The following is a 17546-nucleotide window of genomic DNA, read 5'->3' as shown; positions in this document are numbered from 1 at the left end:
CGCAGCGCCGGGTGAGGGGGTCCATCCGCGCTATCGCTCTCACCTGATCCCCTCACCCGGATTGCATCTGGCGATGCAATCCGACCTCTCCCTGCGGGAGAGGTGAAGACCGGGGACGCCTTACCAGCTGAGCGCTACTGCACCCTGCAAGTATCGCGTGCTGCTCCGGCCGCCTAAAGCATGATCCGGAAAAGTGCGCAGCGGTTTTCCGAATAGATCATGCGCAAACAACAACCTAACGCGCGATGATGATTCATCCTGATCTCATCGCGCTTTAGTCGTCGACATCCTCCTGCGGCCGTCCGAACAGATGGACGATGCCGGGTGTCGCGATGGTGACGAAGACGAAGCGCGAGAGGTGATGCGCGCCGACGAAGATCGGGTCGATGTGCAGGGTCAGCGCCAGCGCCATCATCGCGTCCATCGCGCCGGGCGCGAAGGCAACGATGGTGTCGGAGAAGCGCACATGCGTCACCAGCACGATCACGGTGACGAACAGCGCGGAGATCGCGACCGCGATCGCGAACGAGCCGAGTGCCGCCCTGACATGGCTGACGAGCGTCTTGATCCGCATCCGGGCGAAGCGGCTGCCGATCAGCGCGCCGATGCCGACCAGCGCGACGCCGCGCATCCACTCAGGCAGGCCGCCTTCGACCAGGTCCGTGCCGTGCAGGATGCCACTCGCGACCATTGCGCCGAACAGCCAGCTCGCCGGAAACTTGATCAACTGCATCAGGACGGCCGCGGCGAGCGAAGCGACCAGCAGCGCGAGCAGGCCGAGCGGCGAGGCGACGCTCTGGTCGAGCGAGACCGGCGCCGCCGGCGCGACGCCGGCGATCGCCAGCACGAGCGGCAGTGCCGCGGTCAGGATGATCACGCGCAAGGTCTGCACCACGGCGATCGCCGGCAGGTCGGCGCCGCGCTCGACCGCGAGCAGCGTGATCTGCGACAGCGCGCCGGGGCTGCCGGCGAGCAGCGCCGAGGTGCGGTCCCAGCCATGGACGCGCTGCAGATAGAGGCTGGAGCCGAAGGTCGAGCAGAAGGTCGCGAGCGCGAGCAGGCCGATCGTCACCGGATAGGCGCTGACATGGGTGATCAGCTCGCGCGAGACGATCGCGCCGATGGAGATGCCGAGCAGCAGCAGGATGGTCTGGGTCAGGATCGGCGGCATCGCCAGCGGGCGGCCGGCAATGGCGGCAATCGCGGTCGCGATCATCGCGCCCGAGATCAGCCCGCCCGGCAGATGGGCGAACAGGAAAAGGAGCCCGCCGGCGGTGCCGAGCGCGAGCGTCTCGAGCGCGCTCAGCGTCTTGGCGCGGCTCGGCCATTCAAAGGGGAGGGAGGAGATGATCTGGCGCACGGCGCCTTATGCCAAACCCGAAGCGGGGGAACAATTCCCCGCCGCTGCGGTGCGGCCATGCATGCGGAGGAAAGCCAACAAAGGCTTTACGCCGTTGTTCCGCGGATCACTTCGCGCGGATCACTTGGGCTTGTCGGACGCAGCCGGGGGGGTGGCCGCCGCCGCCTTGTCGCGCTTGCAGGCGGAGCGGAACTTGCCGCGCGCCTTGCCCTTCAACCCTTGCTCGTCGGCCTCCTTGGAGCAGGCGACCGAGATCGCGCGGCGCGCTGTCTTCTCCATGGTGGCGAACTTGTCGGTGGCGGCATCGGGCCGTGCCGGCAGCGTCAATCCGGGCTGGCAGACAGCGGGACCCGCGGCCAACAGGATGGCGATGGCGGCGACCGTGGCAGCCGCGCGGGCAGGGAGAGTCATGCTGAAATCCTCGAACGAAACGCGCGGCCCATGTCCGCCGATGCTGAACCCGGTGTGAATGCCATGGGCCGGATCGGCAGGCGAGGCAAATTATATTTTCGCGCAAGGCCGAGCCTCCCCGCCTTGTCGCAGGCCCTTCGCCCGCTAAGATTGTAGTCCCATTCCATCATGCTCCACGGGGAGATCGAGAATGAGTTTTCACGCAAAATCATTGGTTGCCATCGCAGCTCTCAGCCTGGCTGCGTTCGCCGTCGTGCCGGCGCAGGCGCTGACCTCGCAGGAGTGCAGCGCCAAGTACAAGCAGGCGAAGGAGGCCGGTACGCTGAACGGCCAGAAGTGGAACGACTTCCGCAAGGCGCAGTGCGGCAGCGACGCCACCGCCGCGGCGCCGGCTGCTGCACCGGCCGCTCCGGCCGCGCCCGCCGCCGAGGCGAAGCCGGCGAAGGAGAGCAAGTCTGCCGCCAAGGAGGAAGCGGCTCCTGCGGCGCCGAGCGGTCCGGCCGTCTTCCCGACGGCGGTGGATCAGAAATACGCCAAGGAGAAGCCCGGCACGGCCCGCATGCATACCTGCGTCGATCAGTACAACGCCAACAAGGCGACCAACGCCAATGGCGGCATGAAGTGGATCCAGAAGGGCGGCGGCTACTTCAGCGAGTGCACCAAGAAGCTGAAGGGCGCGGCCTGAGCTCGGCGTTACGCAAGGTGTCGCGGCGGCCGGATGCCTCGCGCGTCCGGCCGCTGTCGTTGACGGGGCGTACCGGCCTGCGGCGACGGTCGCGCGGCAATGCTGCTCCGGTGAATTTGGGGCTTGCCTTGATGCCCGGGAAATGAACCTGCTCCCGCCATGATTTCGACGATTCAAGGCATCCTCGGCGTGCTCTGCGGCGGAATGGTCGGGTTCTCGCTCGGCCTCGTCGGCGGCGGCGGCTCGGTGCTCGCAGTGCCGCTGATGGTCTATGTCGTCGGCGTGCCGGAGCCGCATATCGCGATCGGCTCGAGCGCGATCGCGGTCGCCACCAATGCCGCGATCAATCTCGCCAACCATGCCCGCGGCGGCACCGTGATCTGGCCGATCGCGGCGCTGTTCGCCGCCGCCGGCATCGTCGGCGCCTTCACCGGTTCGCTGCTCGGCAAGATGGTCGACGGCCAGAAGCTGCTGGCGCTGTTCGCGCTAGTGATGATGGTGATCGCGCTGCTGATGCTGAAGACCCGGGCGCGGGTCGGCATCCCCGACGTCAAGATGAGCATGGCGAACGTCCCCGCCATCGTCGGCTTCGGACTTGCCACCGGCACGCTGTCCGGCTTCTTCGGCATCGGCGGCGGCTTCCTGATCGTGCCGGCGCTGATGGCCGCCACGGGCATGCCGATCATGAACGCGGTGAGCTCGTCCCTGGTCGCCGTGACGACCTTCGGGCTCACCACGGCCGCGAGCTATGCCTGGTCGGGGCTGGTCGCCTGGGATCTCGCCGGACTGTTCATTGCCGGCGGCATCGCCGGTGGCCTTGCCGGCACGCGCCTGGCGCGCCATCTCTCGGAGCGGCGCGGTGCGTTGAACGTGGTATTCTCGGTCGTGATCGCGGCGGTGGCGCTCTACATGCTGACACGCAGCCTGCTGCATATCTGGAGCTGATTTTCATGAAGCGCAGCACATCGGATGCGATCATCCCGGCGAGCAGCCGGCGCGAGCTTCTCTCCCTTTTGGCCGCCGGCGCCGCGCTTTCTGTTTTTTCACGATCAAGCCGTGCCCAGAACGCTGACGACGCCGACGAGCCCGACGAGGCCTCGGTGCTGCGCGATCCCGACGCGCCGGTGCTCGGCAACGCCTCGGGCGACATCGCGATCGTCGAATGGTTCGACTACAATTGTCCGTATTGCCGCAAGCTCGATCCCGAACTGCAGCAGGTCGTGCATGACGACGGCAAGGTCCGCTGGGTCCTCAAGGAGTGGCCGATCCTCGGGCCGGTGTCGGTGACCGCGGCTCGGATGGCGCTGGCGACCAAGTATCAGGACAAATATGCGAAGGCGCATGAGGCGCTGATCGGTGTCAGCTCCAAGCTCACCGAGCCGCGCATAGACGAGCTGCTTGCCGAGGCCGGCATCGATGTCGATCGCGCCAAGCGCGATCTCTCCGCCAACGCCAAGGCGATCGACGCGATGCTGGCGCGCAACGACAAACAGGCGCGCGGCCTGCGCTTCCGCGGCACGCCGTCCTTCATCGTCGGCAAGTTCAGGGTGCCGGGCGTGCTGACCATGGCGCAGTTCGAGCAGGTCATCGCCGATGCGCGCAAAGCCAAGGCCGCCAACTAGGGTGCAAAGCAAAGGGCGCCCCGACCCGAGGTCGAGACGCCCTGCAAACCAGCGATGCCGCGCGTTACTTCGACGAGATGCGAACCCAGTCGTCATGCGCGCGGGTCTTCAGCGAATTCCAGCTGTCCGACGCGACGTCCCAGTTGACGATGGTCCGGCGCGATTGCGCGCCCGATCCGTTGGCGACTTCCGAGGTCTGCATCGAATCGTGGATGTAGACGCCGAACCCCAGAAGCAGCGCACCCAGGATCATTCCCACCAATGTCCGCATGATCATGTTCTCCAGTGTGACGGCCGACAACGCCGCCGTCGAAGCTTGGTTCCGCCGTTGCGGCGGAAGGTTCAAGCCGGACCAGACAAACTAACTGCGCGGTTTTTCGGGACGCGATTCCGGCCCCGACGTGACAAGATTGAGCGTTTTCAGCTCGTCGGGCTTGAAGGTGAACAATTGGTCATGCGGGGTTTCCATCGCATGCACCCAGACCTTCAGGTCGATCCCCATGTCGGCGAGGTAGCGCTGGCAGCGCGCCGAGACGTTTTGCGCCAGACTCATGTCGTTGTCGGTGCGGACGGCATTGGCGGCGCGCACCGCGGCGACCTGATGCACGCCGATGGTGGCGCGCTCGCCAACGCGGCGCTCCACGCCGCCGGCGAGCACCAGCGGGCACGACGACACGCAGGTCTTGCCGGGCTCGACCTCGGTCGAAAATTTGCGCGCGCGGATCAGCCGCCCCATCACGAGCGCATCGGCCACCGAACCGCCCGGCGAGTTCAGCACGATGGTCTTGATGTACTCGCCATGGCGTTCGACCTCGTCGGTGAAGGCGCGCGCGCTGCCGGGCGTGATCGTGCCGGTCGCGTAGAGCCGGCCGCCGCCGCGCAGCTCGAGGCTGATCGGCTGCTCCAGCGCCGGATCGCCCTTCGGCAGCGGCATCAACCGCTTCAACAAGGGCGTGAGCACCGAGGGTGTCTCGGCCGGAGCGTCCGTCGGCTCCTTCCGAATGTCGAGCTGAGGCGATGCCGCTTCCGATGAGGCACGCGGATCATTCAGCTCGATCAAGTCGGCTGCGAGGACTACGATCGTCACGACGAGGATGGTGCGAAACACCCAGCGCAGAATGCTCTCGTCCGGATTGTCGGCGAGCCAGGCGTGGACGCGTCGATTCAAGGCCGAAGCCACCGGACTACTTCCCGATTCGAGCGGAGGACAGCGAGGTGACGTTCTCGTCCGCGGTGGCCACGGCGGCCGCCGGCTGCGGCTCGTCAGCAGGCGCCGTGGGTGTGTCGGCCGGTGCAGCGGCAGGCCGTGCCTCGGCGGCCCGTCGAGCATCCTCGACCTCGCGGGCGATCTGCAGCGCGGTCACGAGGTCGCTCGCGGTCAGGCTCGAGGCGCTGGCGGCGGGCAGGCCCTCGCGACGGATTGCGGCGTGCACGACGCAGAGGATCAGGACGAGCACCGCCGGCATCAGGTCGATCGAGATGGCGCCGGCCCAGCTCGGAATGAAGTCGCCAGCATAGCGCAGCACGGCCTCCGCCGGTGACAAGGTCTGAAACCGCGTCGGCTCGATGCGCGGCAGCGCCAGGATCTTGTCGGCGGCGTCCGCCAGCGACGCCGCCTGCGTGGCGATCGCCCCTTCGACCTTGCCGACCACGGCGGTCTGCCGCTCGGCGAGGTCGCCGCTGCGTCCGCCCGCGGCGGGCGCGATGAAGCCGGCGGAGAGCGAGGCCGCGGTGCGCCTGACGGCAGGCGCCACCGAGGTCTGCTGCAGATTGGCGATCACGCCCATCAGGGTCAGCGACTCCGTGGCGAACGCATCGCTTCGACTGGCGATGGGGCCGCGGTCGGAGATCAGCTCGCGCATCTTGGCAAGGCTCTTGCCGCCCTGCTCGTAGAGCGCCGAAACTCGTTTGCCGGACTCCTGCACCTGCTGCCCGAGCCCGTCGAGCTGCGTCGACATCTGCGTGAGAAGCTGAACCACCGTACCGGAGCCGGAGGTGCCGGTGAGCGAGCCGGCTCGCTCGGCGTCGGCCAGCTTGGCGAAGCGCGAGGAGGCGAGCTGGATGTCGGGCAACAGGCTTTGTGCGGCGATCGCCTGGCTGTTCGCGCGGTCCAGATCGCGCGTGTAGTTCTGCACGGTGATCGCCAGGTGCTGCTGAATGGCGGCGGCGCCGGCCAGCGCCGAGGCGTTGAGCCAGGACGACATCGCGACGATCATCAGCGAGCCCAGCACCATGCAGCCGGCCATCAGCAGCCGTCCCATCATGCTGGTGACGTGCGGCATGAACTGCATCATGAACACCCAGAAGGCGTAGATGCCGACAGAGACCGCAACGGAATAGATGACGGCCGCGAAGAACACCGTGGTCGGGCTGCCATTGAGCAGCTCGCGCACGCCGAGATAGGTGTAGACGCCGGCCGCCAGCGCCAGGATCGCGGTGGTGAGCTTAAGCGTGACCTCCAGGCGGCTCACGCCGTCCGCGAGCACGACGGAGGTGGGGCGGGCCGAGGAGAGCGGCGCAGCGGGCGAGGGCATGGGCGATCCTTCGGCGGCATCATGTCCGCCCTGTGCAGCGCCCCCGCTGTTAGCCGAGCGCTAATCAATGCGGAGAAAATCCGTCGAGATTATGTCGCCGATCTTACCGATCGGTCATGTCGGACGAGCGGAGCTGATCGTGTCAGCTCATCAGCCAGCGCAGCAGCTCGACATTCACCTCGCGCGGATAGCAATGGCTGAGATCGTCGATCTCGCGATAGACGACATGCGCGCCGGATTTTGCCAAGGCCTCCTGGGTGTGCCGCGCAATCTCGACCGGGAACATCCAGTCGAGCTGGCCGTGCACGATCTGGATCGGCAGTCCGCGCAGGCGATCGCGATCAGCGATCTCGGCCATCAGCGGGTGGAAGGTCGCGGCGACGGGGGCGAGATGGGTGAACGGCGAGCTGCGCTCCAGCCCGCTGACATAGCAGAAGGTGCCGCCATCGCTCATTCCCGTGAGCAGCATCCGTGCGGGATCGATCGAGATGCGGCTGCGCACGAGGTCGAGGATGCGCACGAGGTTCGGCGTGTCGGCGTCCTCGCCCATCAGCGCCCAGGTCGGCCCCGTGGCGGTCGGCGCCACGAGGATTGCGCCGAGACTGCGGGCCGCGCGCAGCCAGCTCCACAGGAAGTCGCGGCCATTGCCGCTGCCGCCATGCAGCGCCATTACCAGCGGCCAGGCGCGGTCGGCGGTGTAGTATTCGGGCACGTAGAGCGAGAAACCGCCGCGATTGCCGATCTCGTTGTGATCGTGGAACACCGCATCCTTGCCGGCCGACGCAGCGAGCAACTGGCGAACGGCCTGGTCCTCGGAGACGGCCGGGTCCAGGAAGAACTCGCTCAGCGGCGGCAGCGTCGGCGCCAGCGGAAACAGCGCCTCGAGCGCGCGCGGCAGCTGGCGCAAGGCGCGGAACACGTCGACCAGATCGCCTTCACCGCGCTGAACCGCGCGCAGGCCGGCGAAGGACAGCAGCGCGGCATCGGAGGCGGTATCGAACGCCAGCCGGATATGGGCAAAATCCGCCGGCCACGATGTCAGATGGACGCGCGCGGTGTGCAGGGTCTGCTCGGGATCGCCGATCTCGGCCATCACGCGATCGAAATCCGGCGGGTTCAGATAGCGCGCGACGAAGGACAGCGCCTCGAGCGTCTGCAGCAGCGGCGGCAACATGATGAGAATGTCATCCACCACGGCGTCGGTCATGCAGATCTCCTGGTCGGGCGGGTTTCGATGTGTCACCCGCTGGCCGGGGAGCCCTGTCATGCAACGCAAAATCGGCGGCGGCGGCAATGATCATTTTCCGAACCGGTGTTCGCTGCGCGCATGACCGCTCCAAGGCATCACAGGCCAGTCGTGGGCATCGGGAGCGGGCTGATGGTGTGCGCATCGCGCAACGAGCGCATCGTCAGCAAATACACGTGTGGACGAATCGCGATTGACAAACATCGGACGTGATGTCGCACTTCATGAAAGCCGACGGCGCAGCAGCAGGTTCCAAATCTATCTGATGTTGCGGTCAAAATGGCCGACCGGCTGTTACGGGGGATGCGCATCATGACCAGTTCGCCGTCAGCCGCGTTGATCAACGCGGTGCTCGCCATGGACGTCTACAACAGAGGTGTCAATCCGACGCTCTCTGTCAATTTCAATCGCATCGGCAATTACGAGCTGGTGGCCGGCTCTGTCGTCGCTGCGGCTGATAATTTCGAGGCGGCGACCTATCAGCTCGCTGGTGATCCATCGACGCGGATCATCTCGTATCGCGGCACCGACAGCATCGCCGACGTGCCGGCGTGGCTCGGCGGCGCCGGGCTCACCGGCTGGCCGACGCAGTTTCCAGATGCGGAGGCCTACTACAAGACATGGGCGACGACGTCCCATGTCTCGCTGACCGGTCACTCGCTCGGCGGCGGCTTGGCCGGCTACATCGCGGCGCTGAACGACAAGGTGGCCTACGCGTATGACGCGATGCCGTTCGAGTTCGCGGCCGAGGTCCGCTACGATCAGCTCCACGGCTTCTGGGGCGCACTCGGCTCGCACCCGGTCGACCGCTATTCCGACATTCACACGGTCTCGCTCTCAGGCGAAGTTTTGCAATATGTGCGGGCCGCAGCGCCGGTGCTGGAAGCGCCGCTTGCGCTGCTGCAGCTCGGACCGGTCGCCGGCGCGTTGGCGATCACCGATGCGGCGATAGGTATCTCGTCCGAGCAGAAGACGGTGCTCGGCGCGGGAACCGACCTCGGGCTCGATCCGATCAAGCTGCATTCGATCGCGCTGCTGACGATGATGCAGTGGGCGAGCGACAACAATGCGCAGGACTGGAAGAAGGCGGCTGCGGTGCTGCTGGCGCCGCTGGAGGATGACGCGATCGCCAAGGCGGTCGGCATTCCCGCGGCTGGCGTGGGCGGTGAAGGCGCGCCGGCCGACAAGATGAAGGATATGATCGCCTATTCGACGGTGACCGACGCCAGCGGTTACGGCAACAGCGCCGTGCAGGCGCTGTTCAATGGCGGCGGCGTGCTCGCCGACAGCGTCAGCGCATCGACGGCGGCGCACTATCTCAAGAACGGCGGTGTCGAGAAGGCGCTCGCCGACATCGTCGTGGAGTATTCGGCGCTGCTGGCGCAGAACCATGACGAGGTGCTGTCGGCGACGCCGGGCGTGATCGGGCACGAGCACGGCATTCTGTATCAGGACACGGCCAAGAACCTGCTCGTCGCAGATCTCTCGTCCGACCTGTGGTCCTCGATCGCGACGGGCTCGGCCGTCGACATCCTCGGCAAGATTGCCCTGATCGACTCGGTGGCGAGCGCCGACGGCGAGGATGCCAAGCTGATCGACACGGCGATCAGCACGTTGTGGGGCGGCAAGACTGATAATCTCGACTGGCTCAGCGCAGCGCTGAGCGATGCCGCGACGACGGTGATGATCGATCCGGTGTCGGGCGTGACGATCGCAGCGACCGACGGCGCGCTGTTGATTGCTGGCGGCGGCAACGACATGCTCTACGGCACCGCCAATGACGATCTGCTGATCGGCGGCCTGGGCAGGGATGTGCTGAACGGCGGCGCCGGCGACAACATCCTGGTCGGTGGTGTCGGCGCGACCTATGTCTATGCGCCGGGCGACGGCAATGACGTGATCATCAACGGTGTCGCGTCGCTGTCCAAGCCGACCGGCACGCTGGATTTCGGCAGCGCCTACACGGCCGACAATTTCTGGTTCGTCAAATCCGGCAACGATCTCGAGATCGACATTCTCGGCACTCACCAGCAGGTGACGATCGCCGACTGGTTCCTCGGCGGCTCCTATCAGCTGCAGGAGATCAAGGCGGGCGGCCTGGAGCTCGATACCCAGGTCACGCAGCTGGTGCAGGCGATGGCGACCTACACGCAGACCCATCCGGGCTTCGATCCGACGGCCGCCTCACAGCTGCCGAGTGATGCTCATCTGCACGATCAGGTCGCGGCGGCTTGGCACGTGATAGCGTGAGGCCGCGCCTCAGTGGAGGCGCGGCGCCTTCAACAGCTTGGCGCGATCGGTCGACGCCACCGTGACGTCGAAGGTGACGCCCTCATGGTGCACGGTCAGCGGCACGTCGACGCCGGCATCGCCGAGCGACCAGAGCTTGCGGTAGAACTCGCTCTGGGTCGTGACCTTGTCGCCATTGATGCCGAGGATGATGTCGCCGGCCTTCAGCTCGGCGCGCGCGGCCGGGCCGTTGTTGGAGACGCCGATGACCACGACGCGGTCGTCAACCTCGGTGGCGTACATGCCGAGCCAGGGCCGGGCCGGCTTGTTGACTCGGCCGAAGCGGCGGAGATCGTCGATGATCGGCTTCAACAGATCGATCGGCACGATCATGTTGACGTGCTCAGCCTTGCTGTCGCGCTCACGCTCGAGCTGCAGCGAGCCGATGCCGATCAGCTCGCCCTTGGGCGAGAGCAGGCCGGTGCCGCCCCAATTGGGATGCGCCGGATGGGTGAAGATCGCCTCGTCGAGCAGATACTCCCAATAGCCGGCGAATTCCTGCTTGGCGATGATCTGGCTTGCGACCGAGCGGGTCCGGCCGCCGGCGCCGCCGAGCACGACCTGGTCGCCGATCTTGGTCGACGCCGAGGAGCCCAGCGGCAGCGCCGGCAGGTCGAGCTGCCCGAGCGCCTGCACCAGGCCGAAGCCGGTCGCGAAATCGAACCCGAGCACATGGCCTTCGACCACGCGCCCATCGTTGAGATGCAGCCAGACCGATTCAGCCTCGGTGATGAGATAGCCGATGGTGAGCACCAGCCCGTCATCGATCACGACCGCATTGCCGGCGCGCTCGGTGCCCAGCGTCTCCGCGCTGAAGGCATCCGGCGGGATGATCGAATGCAGGCCGACGATCGACGACAGCGCGTGGTCGAGATCATATTGATAGTCTTCGGCGCGAGGCTGGAAGGCGAACGGCACTTTCCATTCGGTCAAAGAAGGCATTTCTTTCTCCTGCTCTGTCGATGCCCCGGGGGACTTCGACCAAGCTTGCTTCGTGTCGCGTGATTGTCGCGTCTCGGCCGCAGCGTCAACGCGAGCTTAACATCTTTGGCCACGGGCGCCAGTTCCGCCGCTCCGCGGCCGTGCCGGGAGAAACGACGCTCTCGCGCCGATCATCCGCGGCCGCAGCCTTTGGACATCACGGGCCAGACGAACCATGCCCCCGCCGCATAGAGCTCGCCCACCGTCGCCGCGCCGGTGCGCGCCGAGACGTGGAAACGCCCGGCATCGAGCAAGGCTCCATCGCCGGCGACGATCGCCGGAATCATGCGGTCAGCCGGCCCGAAGACGACGACCGCCTCGGGCTTGACCACCAGTGCCAGCGCCGCCATGCCCGCGAACCACGCAAGGGCGACGACCAGCAACCCTTGCACGGGCAGGGCGCGCGCTGGAGACAGCCTGTCAATAGTCGTACGCATGCTCGAAATCATAGCCGGCGGCTTCGAAGCGGGTGATGTCCTGAACCAGGGAGCGGATCGGGACGTCGACGCCGATGCGGCGCGCGCCGGGGCGGGATTGGATCGGGACACTGAATATAGGCAGTCCCTCGAAGGCCGCCAGTCGCCCATCGCCGGGAGGCACCACGATGGTCACCAGGATGCGGTGGTTGCCGGCGACCTCAGCCAGGGCCGCGCCGGGATGGCGTCCGAGCTCCTTCACGAATGCGTCGAACCTGGCGTAGCGCTCGGTCTGCACCAGCACGCCTCTGACGCCCTTGGCGTCGGTCACCTCGCGGATCACCTTCACGCCGGGGATGGCCGCCAGGTCGGCGGCGGGCAGGCCGGTCACGACGCTCTGGATCGTCAGGATTGCGGGATCGTAGCCGGCGGCGTAGCCGATGACCGCCGCATAGGCCGCACGCCCGGCATATTGCAGGCTGAGCGAGAGCCGCCGTTCCACCGAGCGCAACGAGGGTACGAACGGCGTGTCGCGCCAGAACTGCTCGAGTTTCGCCCAGAACGGGTAGCGATACCAGGGCGTCTGATAGAGGAATGCCGCGTAGTCCTTCAGCAGGGCCAGGTTGAAGGCGTCCTCGGCGGTCTTCACGCCGTCGGTCGTCTCCTCGGTGAGAGCGCCGACCGTCTTCTCATAGCCGCCCTGCAGCGCCATCTCGGCGGTGAAGCTGAAGCCGATGATGTAGTTCGTCAGCTTCTGATCGGAGGTCGCGGGCCCCGATCCATCGGCCTGCCGCGTCGCGCGGCACAGGCTGCGCCAGAAGCCGGCGATGCTCGAGAGATAATGAAAGTCGGATTCCGATTTCTGCCCAGTCACGCCGGCGAGATCGCTGTAGGCGTGGACGATGTACCATTCGGGGAAGGTCAGGAAGCTGTCGCCCTGCGACCTCGCATAGCCGGGATCGGTGATGCCGAACTGCGAGGTCACCACGGGCGTGGGCACGTCGGCGCTACAGACCGTCTCGACGGTGATCACCGTCGTCGTGATGCCGATCGCCGCGGCGACGACGACGGCGCCGGCGAAATAGAGGATCTTGCGACGCAGGCTCATGCAAGCGCGGGCCTCGTGCCCCGGGGCAGGGCGGTTGCATATGAAGATCGATGTTTTGTGCTTACGTCTATCCACGCCGTCATGGCCGGGCTTGTCCCGGCCATCCACGTTGTCCGGCGTCCTGAGAACGACGTGGATGCCCGGGACGAGCCCGGGCATGACGGAGTAACTAACAGGCAGGGTCTCATCGAGCAGCCTCAAATCTTCATATGCGATCGCCCTGAGCGCCAGGGTGACCAGCCAACGGCGATGCCAACAGCACCAAGCGCGAGATGCGGCAAGCTGGAAAGCACCTTCACCAGCCAAGACGTGTTGCGGATGCCGTCGATGATGATGGAGAGATCGAGATAGCCGGAGCCGGTGAACACGCCCATCACGCCGTCGAGGAAATACAGCGTGCCGAACACGCGCAGGAAGAACACGGCGCTGCGGCGAGACAGCATCGCGGCCAACGCCCACAGTCCGGAGGCGACGTGCAGCGCGTCCTTGTAGATGTCGAGCTGGAACAGGCCGAACACGCGGCCCTGCGCATCGAGGAAGGCGGGGATGTAGTCGGTCGCGGCCGCGAACAGCAGCGCCACGGCGAGCGCGAGGGCGGCGATGCGATAGCGGTCGAATGAGAAGCCGTCGGCAGGTGTCGTCATGCGAAATAGGCGTCCCACATCGTGTTGCGGAACAGAAGGTTGGGATCATATTGCCGCTTGGCGGCGACGAAGCGCGCCGCGGCCGGATAGGCCTTCTCGACCTGGTCGCGGCGCGCGTGCAGACGATAGGGCAGATAGAACGCGCCGCCAATCGCGGTGACCAGGTCGATCAGGGCCTCGGTCGTGCGCAGCATGTCGATCTCACCTTCCGGCGAGGTGACCTGCGAGAACGACATCACCGCCGCGATGCGGCGCACCGGCGCGATGGTCAGTGCCGGCGTCTTGTCCTCGGCGACGTAGCGTAGGGTGACGTTGAGGAATTCGGCGCGCGCCTTCGGGATGATCTCGCGGCAGGCGGTCAGGAACTCGCCGAACCGCTCCGGCGCCACGAAATATTCGTGCAGGATGTCGGTGCGGTGCATGTCCTTCTGCGCCAGGTTCGCCACCGGCTCGGCCATCAGCGAGTTGCGGGTGTAGCGGCTGTCGGAGATGGCGGGGCCGAGCCGCGTCTCCATGAACCAGCGCAGGCCCTTGGCGACCTCCCAGCCGGTCTGGGCGCGGTAGATCGTGTTGGCGACGCCCGTCAGCTTGCCCGAGCTCGCCACGGCCGGCAGGGTCGCGGGCGCATCGGCTGCGGGGCGGAAGGTGACGAGCAGTGCATCGTCGAAGAACGCCTTGCGCGACACCGACATCCGGCCATAGGCCATCTTCACGTTGGGATCGCCGTCGATGCTCTGCGTGAACATCTCAGCGAACTTTTCCGGCGCCATCCGCTCGAAGCGCGGTTCGAGCAGGACGTTCGGCACCATCTCGACCTCGAGGTCGACGATGATCCCGAACAGCCCATAGCCGCCCATGGCAAGGCCAAACAGTTCGGCATTCTCGGTGCGCGAGCACTGCACCAAGGTGCCGTCCGCGAGCAGCAGGCGGATCGATTTCACTGTCGAGCCGAACGGGCCGTACGGCACCGGCCAGCCATGGGCGTTGACGCTGAACGTGCTGCCGACGCCGAAGTCGCTGTTCGACTGCATCACCGCCGGCGAGAAGCCCTTGGCATCGAGGGTGGCGATGACGTCCCACCAGCGGTTGCCGGCGGCGGTGCGATAGGTCCGCGCCGCCGTGTCGAGCTCGATGGCACCGCCGTCGAGCGTGATCGCGGTGCCGTCGCGCGGCAGGCTCTGGCCGCCCATCGAATGCCGGGCCACGGCAGCGGTCACCGGGCGTCTCGCAGCCGCAGCTTCCTTCAACTCGGCGCGCAGCCGCGCGATCAGGTCGTCAGTGCCGGGCTTGGAGATCACCACATGCTTGGCAACCGGCGTCGGATTGAGCCGGCTGGCATCGTTGAGGACAGGGCGTAGCTCCGCCCGCGCCCGCGGAATCGGCGCCAAGGGCAGCGCCGCAGCCGCGGCTGCGGTGCCGAGAAACCGTCGTCGTGAGATCATGGCGCGAACACTCCTGCCCATCTTCGGAGTCTACGCCAGCACCGTAAACGTTCGAAAAATTGTCGTCCCCTCAGTCGGCGGCGGGGCGCGCGCGGATCGGCACCAGACGGAAGTCGCGGCCATCCTTGATCCAGGCCGCGCGCTCGTCGCGCAGCAGGGTTCGGCGCACCTTGCCGGAATCGTCGCGCAGCATGGTGTCGACCAGCTCATAGCTTTCTGGATGCTTGTAGCGGCTCAGCCGATCGGCCAGGAACGTCCCCATGCCGTCGACGATCGCCTGGGCGTCCTTGGCGCGGTCGATCTCGACGATCGCATGCACGCGCTGGCCGAGCTCGGGATCGGGCAGGCCGACCACGACGCAGGAGCGGATGTCGGGATGCGCCATCAGCGCGGCCTCGACCTCGGCCGGGTAGATGTTGGCGCCGCCGCGCAAGACCATGTCGGCGAGGCGATCGCCGAGATAGAGATAGCCGTCGGCATCGAGCCGGCCGATGTCGCCAAGCGACTCCCAGCCGTCGGCGCGCCGCTTCGGCTCGGCGCCGAGATAGTGATAGGTGCTGCCCGCTCCATCGGCCGGCAGGAAGTAGATCTCGCCGCTTTCGCCGGGGGCGACGTCGTTGCCGTCGGGGCCGAGGATGCGCAAGCCGCAGGTCTCGTCGATCTTGCCGACCGAGCCCTTGTGCTGCAGCCATTCGGTGCCGGAGATGATGGTGCGGCCCTGCCGCTCGGTGCCGCCATAGAGCTCATAGACGCGCTCGGCGCCGAGCCACTCGATCCATTTCTCCTTCAGCCATGGCGGCATCGGCGCGGCCATGTGGAAGACCATCTTCAGGCTCGAGACATCGTAGCTGTTGCGCACCGCCTCCGGCAGCGCCCAGATCCTGTGCATCATGGTCGGCACGAAATTGACCCACTGGATGCGCTGCGCCTGGATCAGCCGCAGCGTCTCCTCGGCGTCGAATTTCGCCATCCCCGTGAGGGTGCCCCCGGCGAACAGCGCGTAGTGCGACACGATGAACGGCGCGTTGTGATACAGCGGCCCGGGATTGAGCAGCGCCGCGCCTCTTGGAATTCCGAGCGGTGGCTCCGCCGCGGTGTCGGTCACGGCCGGCTGATGATCCAGGATCACCTTGGGACGCCCGGTCGAGCCGCCCGAGGTCATCGCCTTCCAATAGCGCGACACCGGGGCCGTGAGCGGCTCGTCCGAAAATCCTTCCGGCGAGAAATCAGCCGGCAGCGCATTCGGCGCGTTCCAGTCGGCCTCGCCGCCCACCACCAGCGACGGCTTGAGAATCTCGAGCACCGCGGCAGCTTCTCCACGTGGCAACCGCCATGACAACGATGTCGGCGTGGCACCGCATTTCCACACTGCAAAACTGGTTTCGAACAGCGCATTGCCGTTGGGCAAGCCGATGGCGACGAAGTCGCCGGGCTTGACGCCCTTGGCGGCGAAGGCGCGGGCGCGCGCATTGGCGCGGCGCTCGAGTTGCTCCCAGGTCAGCGCGTCAGTTCCATGTTGGAGCGCGATGCTGTCTTTGGGTTTGCGCTCGGCGTACCAGCGCGGCACGTCCGCCATCGGGATCAGCATCAGGTCCTCCGCATCGTCAGGCGCTTGGGTGCGCCGTTCTTGGTTCAGCAACTCAGCGCCGCCGATCTCAGTGATGCAAGGAGTTTTGCCTCAATCGCGCAGGGGCGTCCATACGCGCACGCCGCAGGGTTTCGGATGGCAGTTCTGCGAAATGGCGCTTGTAGTCGAGCGAGAACTGACTGAAGTGCCAGAAGCCGTGGCGCACGGCGATGTCGTAAATTCCGTCGCGCGGATCGTGCGGTGCCTTGAGGTCTCGCCGTACGCGATTGAGACGCACCGCGCGCCAATAGGCGAGGGGACTGGTGCCCAGCACGTCCTGGAAGCAGTAGCTCAGCTTGCGCCGGCTGGCGCCGACCGCCTTGCAGACATCAAGCAGCGAGATGGGCTGGTCGGCTGATGCGAGCATCATGTCGCAGGCCCGGTCGACGATCCGTTTGCGTGTGGCGGTACTGCGGGTGTCGTCACAGGGGCGCGCGTCCGGCAGCAGGTCCGTGATCGCCAGCAGCATGCTGTCCTGAAGGGCTTCGCGAGACGCCGCGCTCAGCGGTAGCTTCACCTCTGCGCCGTAGAGCCTGTCGATGGTCGCAAGCGCGGCGCGGAAGCGAGCCAGCACATCCGCTGGCGCCGACAGCGCGCGCATGCGATGGCGCAGATCGCGCGGCAGCTCGATCGCCAGTTTGTTGGCGATCTCGTCGATGAGTTGGACGGACAGGGTCACGCCGCGCAATGCGAAGCCGGGCGGCGTGCAGATGTCGATCTCGGCATCGAAGGAAACGATCAGCACGTTGTGCGTGACACCGCTCCCGTTGACATTCACCGGCCCGTCGCCGCCGCAGCGGACGGCGAGGCCGCAGCAGCCGCGTCCGAGCTCGCCATGTTGCCGCACCTGTTGGCTCGTCACCTCGTGGAAGACATCAAGTTGCGGCAGCGACAATTGGGTGAAGCTGCCGCGGAAGGCGCCGGCGCTGATCTGGTCGTAGGTCAGCCGCCAGCCGCCGAGCTTGGCGCAATGCTCGTCGACATCCGTGCTGGTCGTCTGCACGAGGCCGGTGCTGACGTCCGCTCTATGTGTCGGGCTCAAGCTCATGACATCACGGCGAAATCTTGTGCGAAGGCCGTGCAAGATGCGCGCCAGCGCGGGCCGGCGGCAGGACCGGCTCGCTCCGGATCTTGCCCGATTTCGATAACGCTGTCCTGCGTCTGATTGGCAGTCTCTCCCA

17 protein-coding genes are annotated in these 17546 nt (G+C 66.5%); 4 read left to right on the top strand and 13 right to left on the bottom strand.

Annotated features, from left to right (window positions below; translation table 11 throughout):
• Positions 1 to 274 precede the first annotated feature (274 nt).
• Together BRAD285_RS29060 and BRAD285_RS29055 are read right to left on the bottom strand one after the other, a co-directional pair.
• Entirely contained in the window at positions 275 to 1360 is a 1086-nt protein-coding gene (locus BRAD285_RS29060) for an AbrB family transcriptional regulator (protein ID WP_035646196.1), read from the bottom strand.
• Between the two features lie 120 nt (positions 1361 to 1480).
• On the bottom strand, positions 1481 to 1771 hold the full coding sequence (locus BRAD285_RS29055) for a PsiF family protein (protein WP_006611714.1): 291 nt from the start codon (positions 1769 to 1771) through the stop codon (positions 1481 to 1483).
• A gap of 190 nt (positions 1772 to 1961) precedes the next feature.
• On the opposite strand from BRAD285_RS29055, the gene BRAD285_RS29050 reads away from it, so the two are divergent.
• The 3 genes from BRAD285_RS29050 (at position 1962) to BRAD285_RS29040 (ending at position 4078) form a co-directional block, all read left to right on the top strand.
• Positions 1962 to 2456, top strand: a complete 495-nt coding sequence (locus BRAD285_RS29050) for a hypothetical protein (protein WP_006611715.1) — start codon at positions 1962 to 1964, stop codon at positions 2454 to 2456.
• Positions 2457 to 2615: 159 nt separating this feature from the next.
• The gene (locus BRAD285_RS29045; RefSeq protein WP_006611716.1) at positions 2616 to 3401 is read left to right on the top strand and encodes a sulfite exporter TauE/SafE family protein; all 786 of its coding nucleotides are present in this window, start codon (positions 2616 to 2618) and stop codon (positions 3399 to 3401) included.
• Positions 3402 to 3406: 5 nt separating this feature from the next.
• Positions 3407 to 4078 (top strand): DsbA family protein, encoded by a 672-nt coding sequence (locus BRAD285_RS29040; protein ID WP_006611717.1) that lies wholly within the window; start codon positions 3407 to 3409, stop codon positions 4076 to 4078.
• A 64-nt stretch (positions 4079 to 4142) separates the two neighbouring features.
• Here BRAD285_RS29040 and BRAD285_RS29035 read toward each other — a convergent pair whose 3' ends face one another.
• From BRAD285_RS29035 to BRAD285_RS29020, 4 genes are all read right to left on the bottom strand, one after another.
• Positions 4143 to 4349: a hypothetical protein gene (locus tag BRAD285_RS29035; RefSeq protein ID WP_006611718.1), complete on the bottom strand. Its 207-nt coding sequence runs from the start codon at positions 4347 to 4349 to the stop codon at positions 4143 to 4145.
• A gap of 90 nt (positions 4350 to 4439) precedes the next feature.
• A complete protein-coding gene (locus BRAD285_RS29030; RefSeq protein ID WP_006611719.1) occupies positions 4440 to 5258 on the bottom strand; it encodes a hypothetical protein in 819 nt (272 codons plus the stop codon).
• Positions 5259 to 5262: 4 nt separating this feature from the next.
• Positions 5263 to 6612 (bottom strand): hypothetical protein, encoded by a 1350-nt coding sequence (locus tag BRAD285_RS29025; protein WP_006611720.1) that lies wholly within the window; start codon positions 6610 to 6612, stop codon positions 5263 to 5265.
• A gap of 142 nt (positions 6613 to 6754) precedes the next feature.
• Positions 6755 to 7819, bottom strand: a complete 1065-nt coding sequence (locus BRAD285_RS29020; protein WP_006611721.1) for a hypothetical protein — start codon at positions 7817 to 7819, stop codon at positions 6755 to 6757.
• Between the two features lie 351 nt (positions 7820 to 8170).
• Between BRAD285_RS29020 and BRAD285_RS29015 the strand changes: the two genes are divergently transcribed.
• The gene (locus BRAD285_RS29015) at positions 8171 to 10108 is read left to right on the top strand and encodes a calcium-binding protein (protein ID WP_035646209.1); all 1938 of its coding nucleotides are present in this window, start codon (positions 8171 to 8173) and stop codon (positions 10106 to 10108) included.
• A 9-nt stretch (positions 10109 to 10117) separates the two neighbouring features.
• On the opposite strand, the gene BRAD285_RS29010 is transcribed toward BRAD285_RS29015, so the two are convergent.
• The 7 genes from BRAD285_RS29010 to BRAD285_RS28980 form a co-directional block, all read right to left on the bottom strand.
• Entirely contained in the window at positions 10118 to 11089 is a 972-nt protein-coding gene (locus BRAD285_RS29010; protein WP_006611723.1) for a S1C family serine protease, read from the bottom strand.
• Between the two features lie 170 nt (positions 11090 to 11259).
• Entirely contained in the window at positions 11260 to 11565 is a 306-nt protein-coding gene (locus tag BRAD285_RS29005) for a hypothetical protein (RefSeq protein WP_006611724.1), read from the bottom strand.
• Positions 11549 to 12652, bottom strand: a complete 1104-nt coding sequence (locus BRAD285_RS29000; protein ID WP_006611725.1) for a hypothetical protein — start codon at positions 12650 to 12652, stop codon at positions 11549 to 11551. Before BRAD285_RS29000 ends, BRAD285_RS29005 begins: the two co-directional genes overlap by 17 nt.
• A 197-nt stretch (positions 12653 to 12849) precedes the next feature.
• Positions 12850 to 13296 (bottom strand): DUF4383 domain-containing protein, encoded by a 447-nt coding sequence (locus tag BRAD285_RS28995; protein WP_035646199.1) that lies wholly within the window; start codon positions 13294 to 13296, stop codon positions 12850 to 12852.
• A complete protein-coding gene (locus BRAD285_RS28990) occupies positions 13293 to 14738 on the bottom strand; it encodes an FAD-binding protein (protein WP_035646203.1) in 1446 nt (481 codons plus the stop codon). The genes BRAD285_RS28995 and BRAD285_RS28990 overlap by 4 nt, the downstream gene beginning before the upstream one ends.
• Before the next feature lie 70 nt (positions 14739 to 14808).
• Positions 14809 to 16326 (bottom strand): AMP-binding protein, encoded by a 1518-nt coding sequence (locus tag BRAD285_RS28985; RefSeq protein ID WP_006611728.1) that lies wholly within the window; start codon positions 16324 to 16326, stop codon positions 14809 to 14811.
• Positions 16327 to 16393: 67 nt separating this feature from the next.
• On the bottom strand, positions 16394 to 17413 hold the full coding sequence (locus BRAD285_RS28980) for a helix-turn-helix domain-containing protein (RefSeq protein WP_006611729.1): 1020 nt from the start codon (positions 17411 to 17413) through the stop codon (positions 16394 to 16396).
• Positions 17414 to 17546: the final 133 nt, after the last annotated feature.

This window comes from Bradyrhizobium sp. ORS 285 (assembly GCF_900176205.1).
GTDB lineage: Bacteria > Pseudomonadota > Alphaproteobacteria > Rhizobiales > Xanthobacteraceae > Bradyrhizobium.
This window is presented reverse-complemented; position numbering and strand designations above follow the sequence as displayed.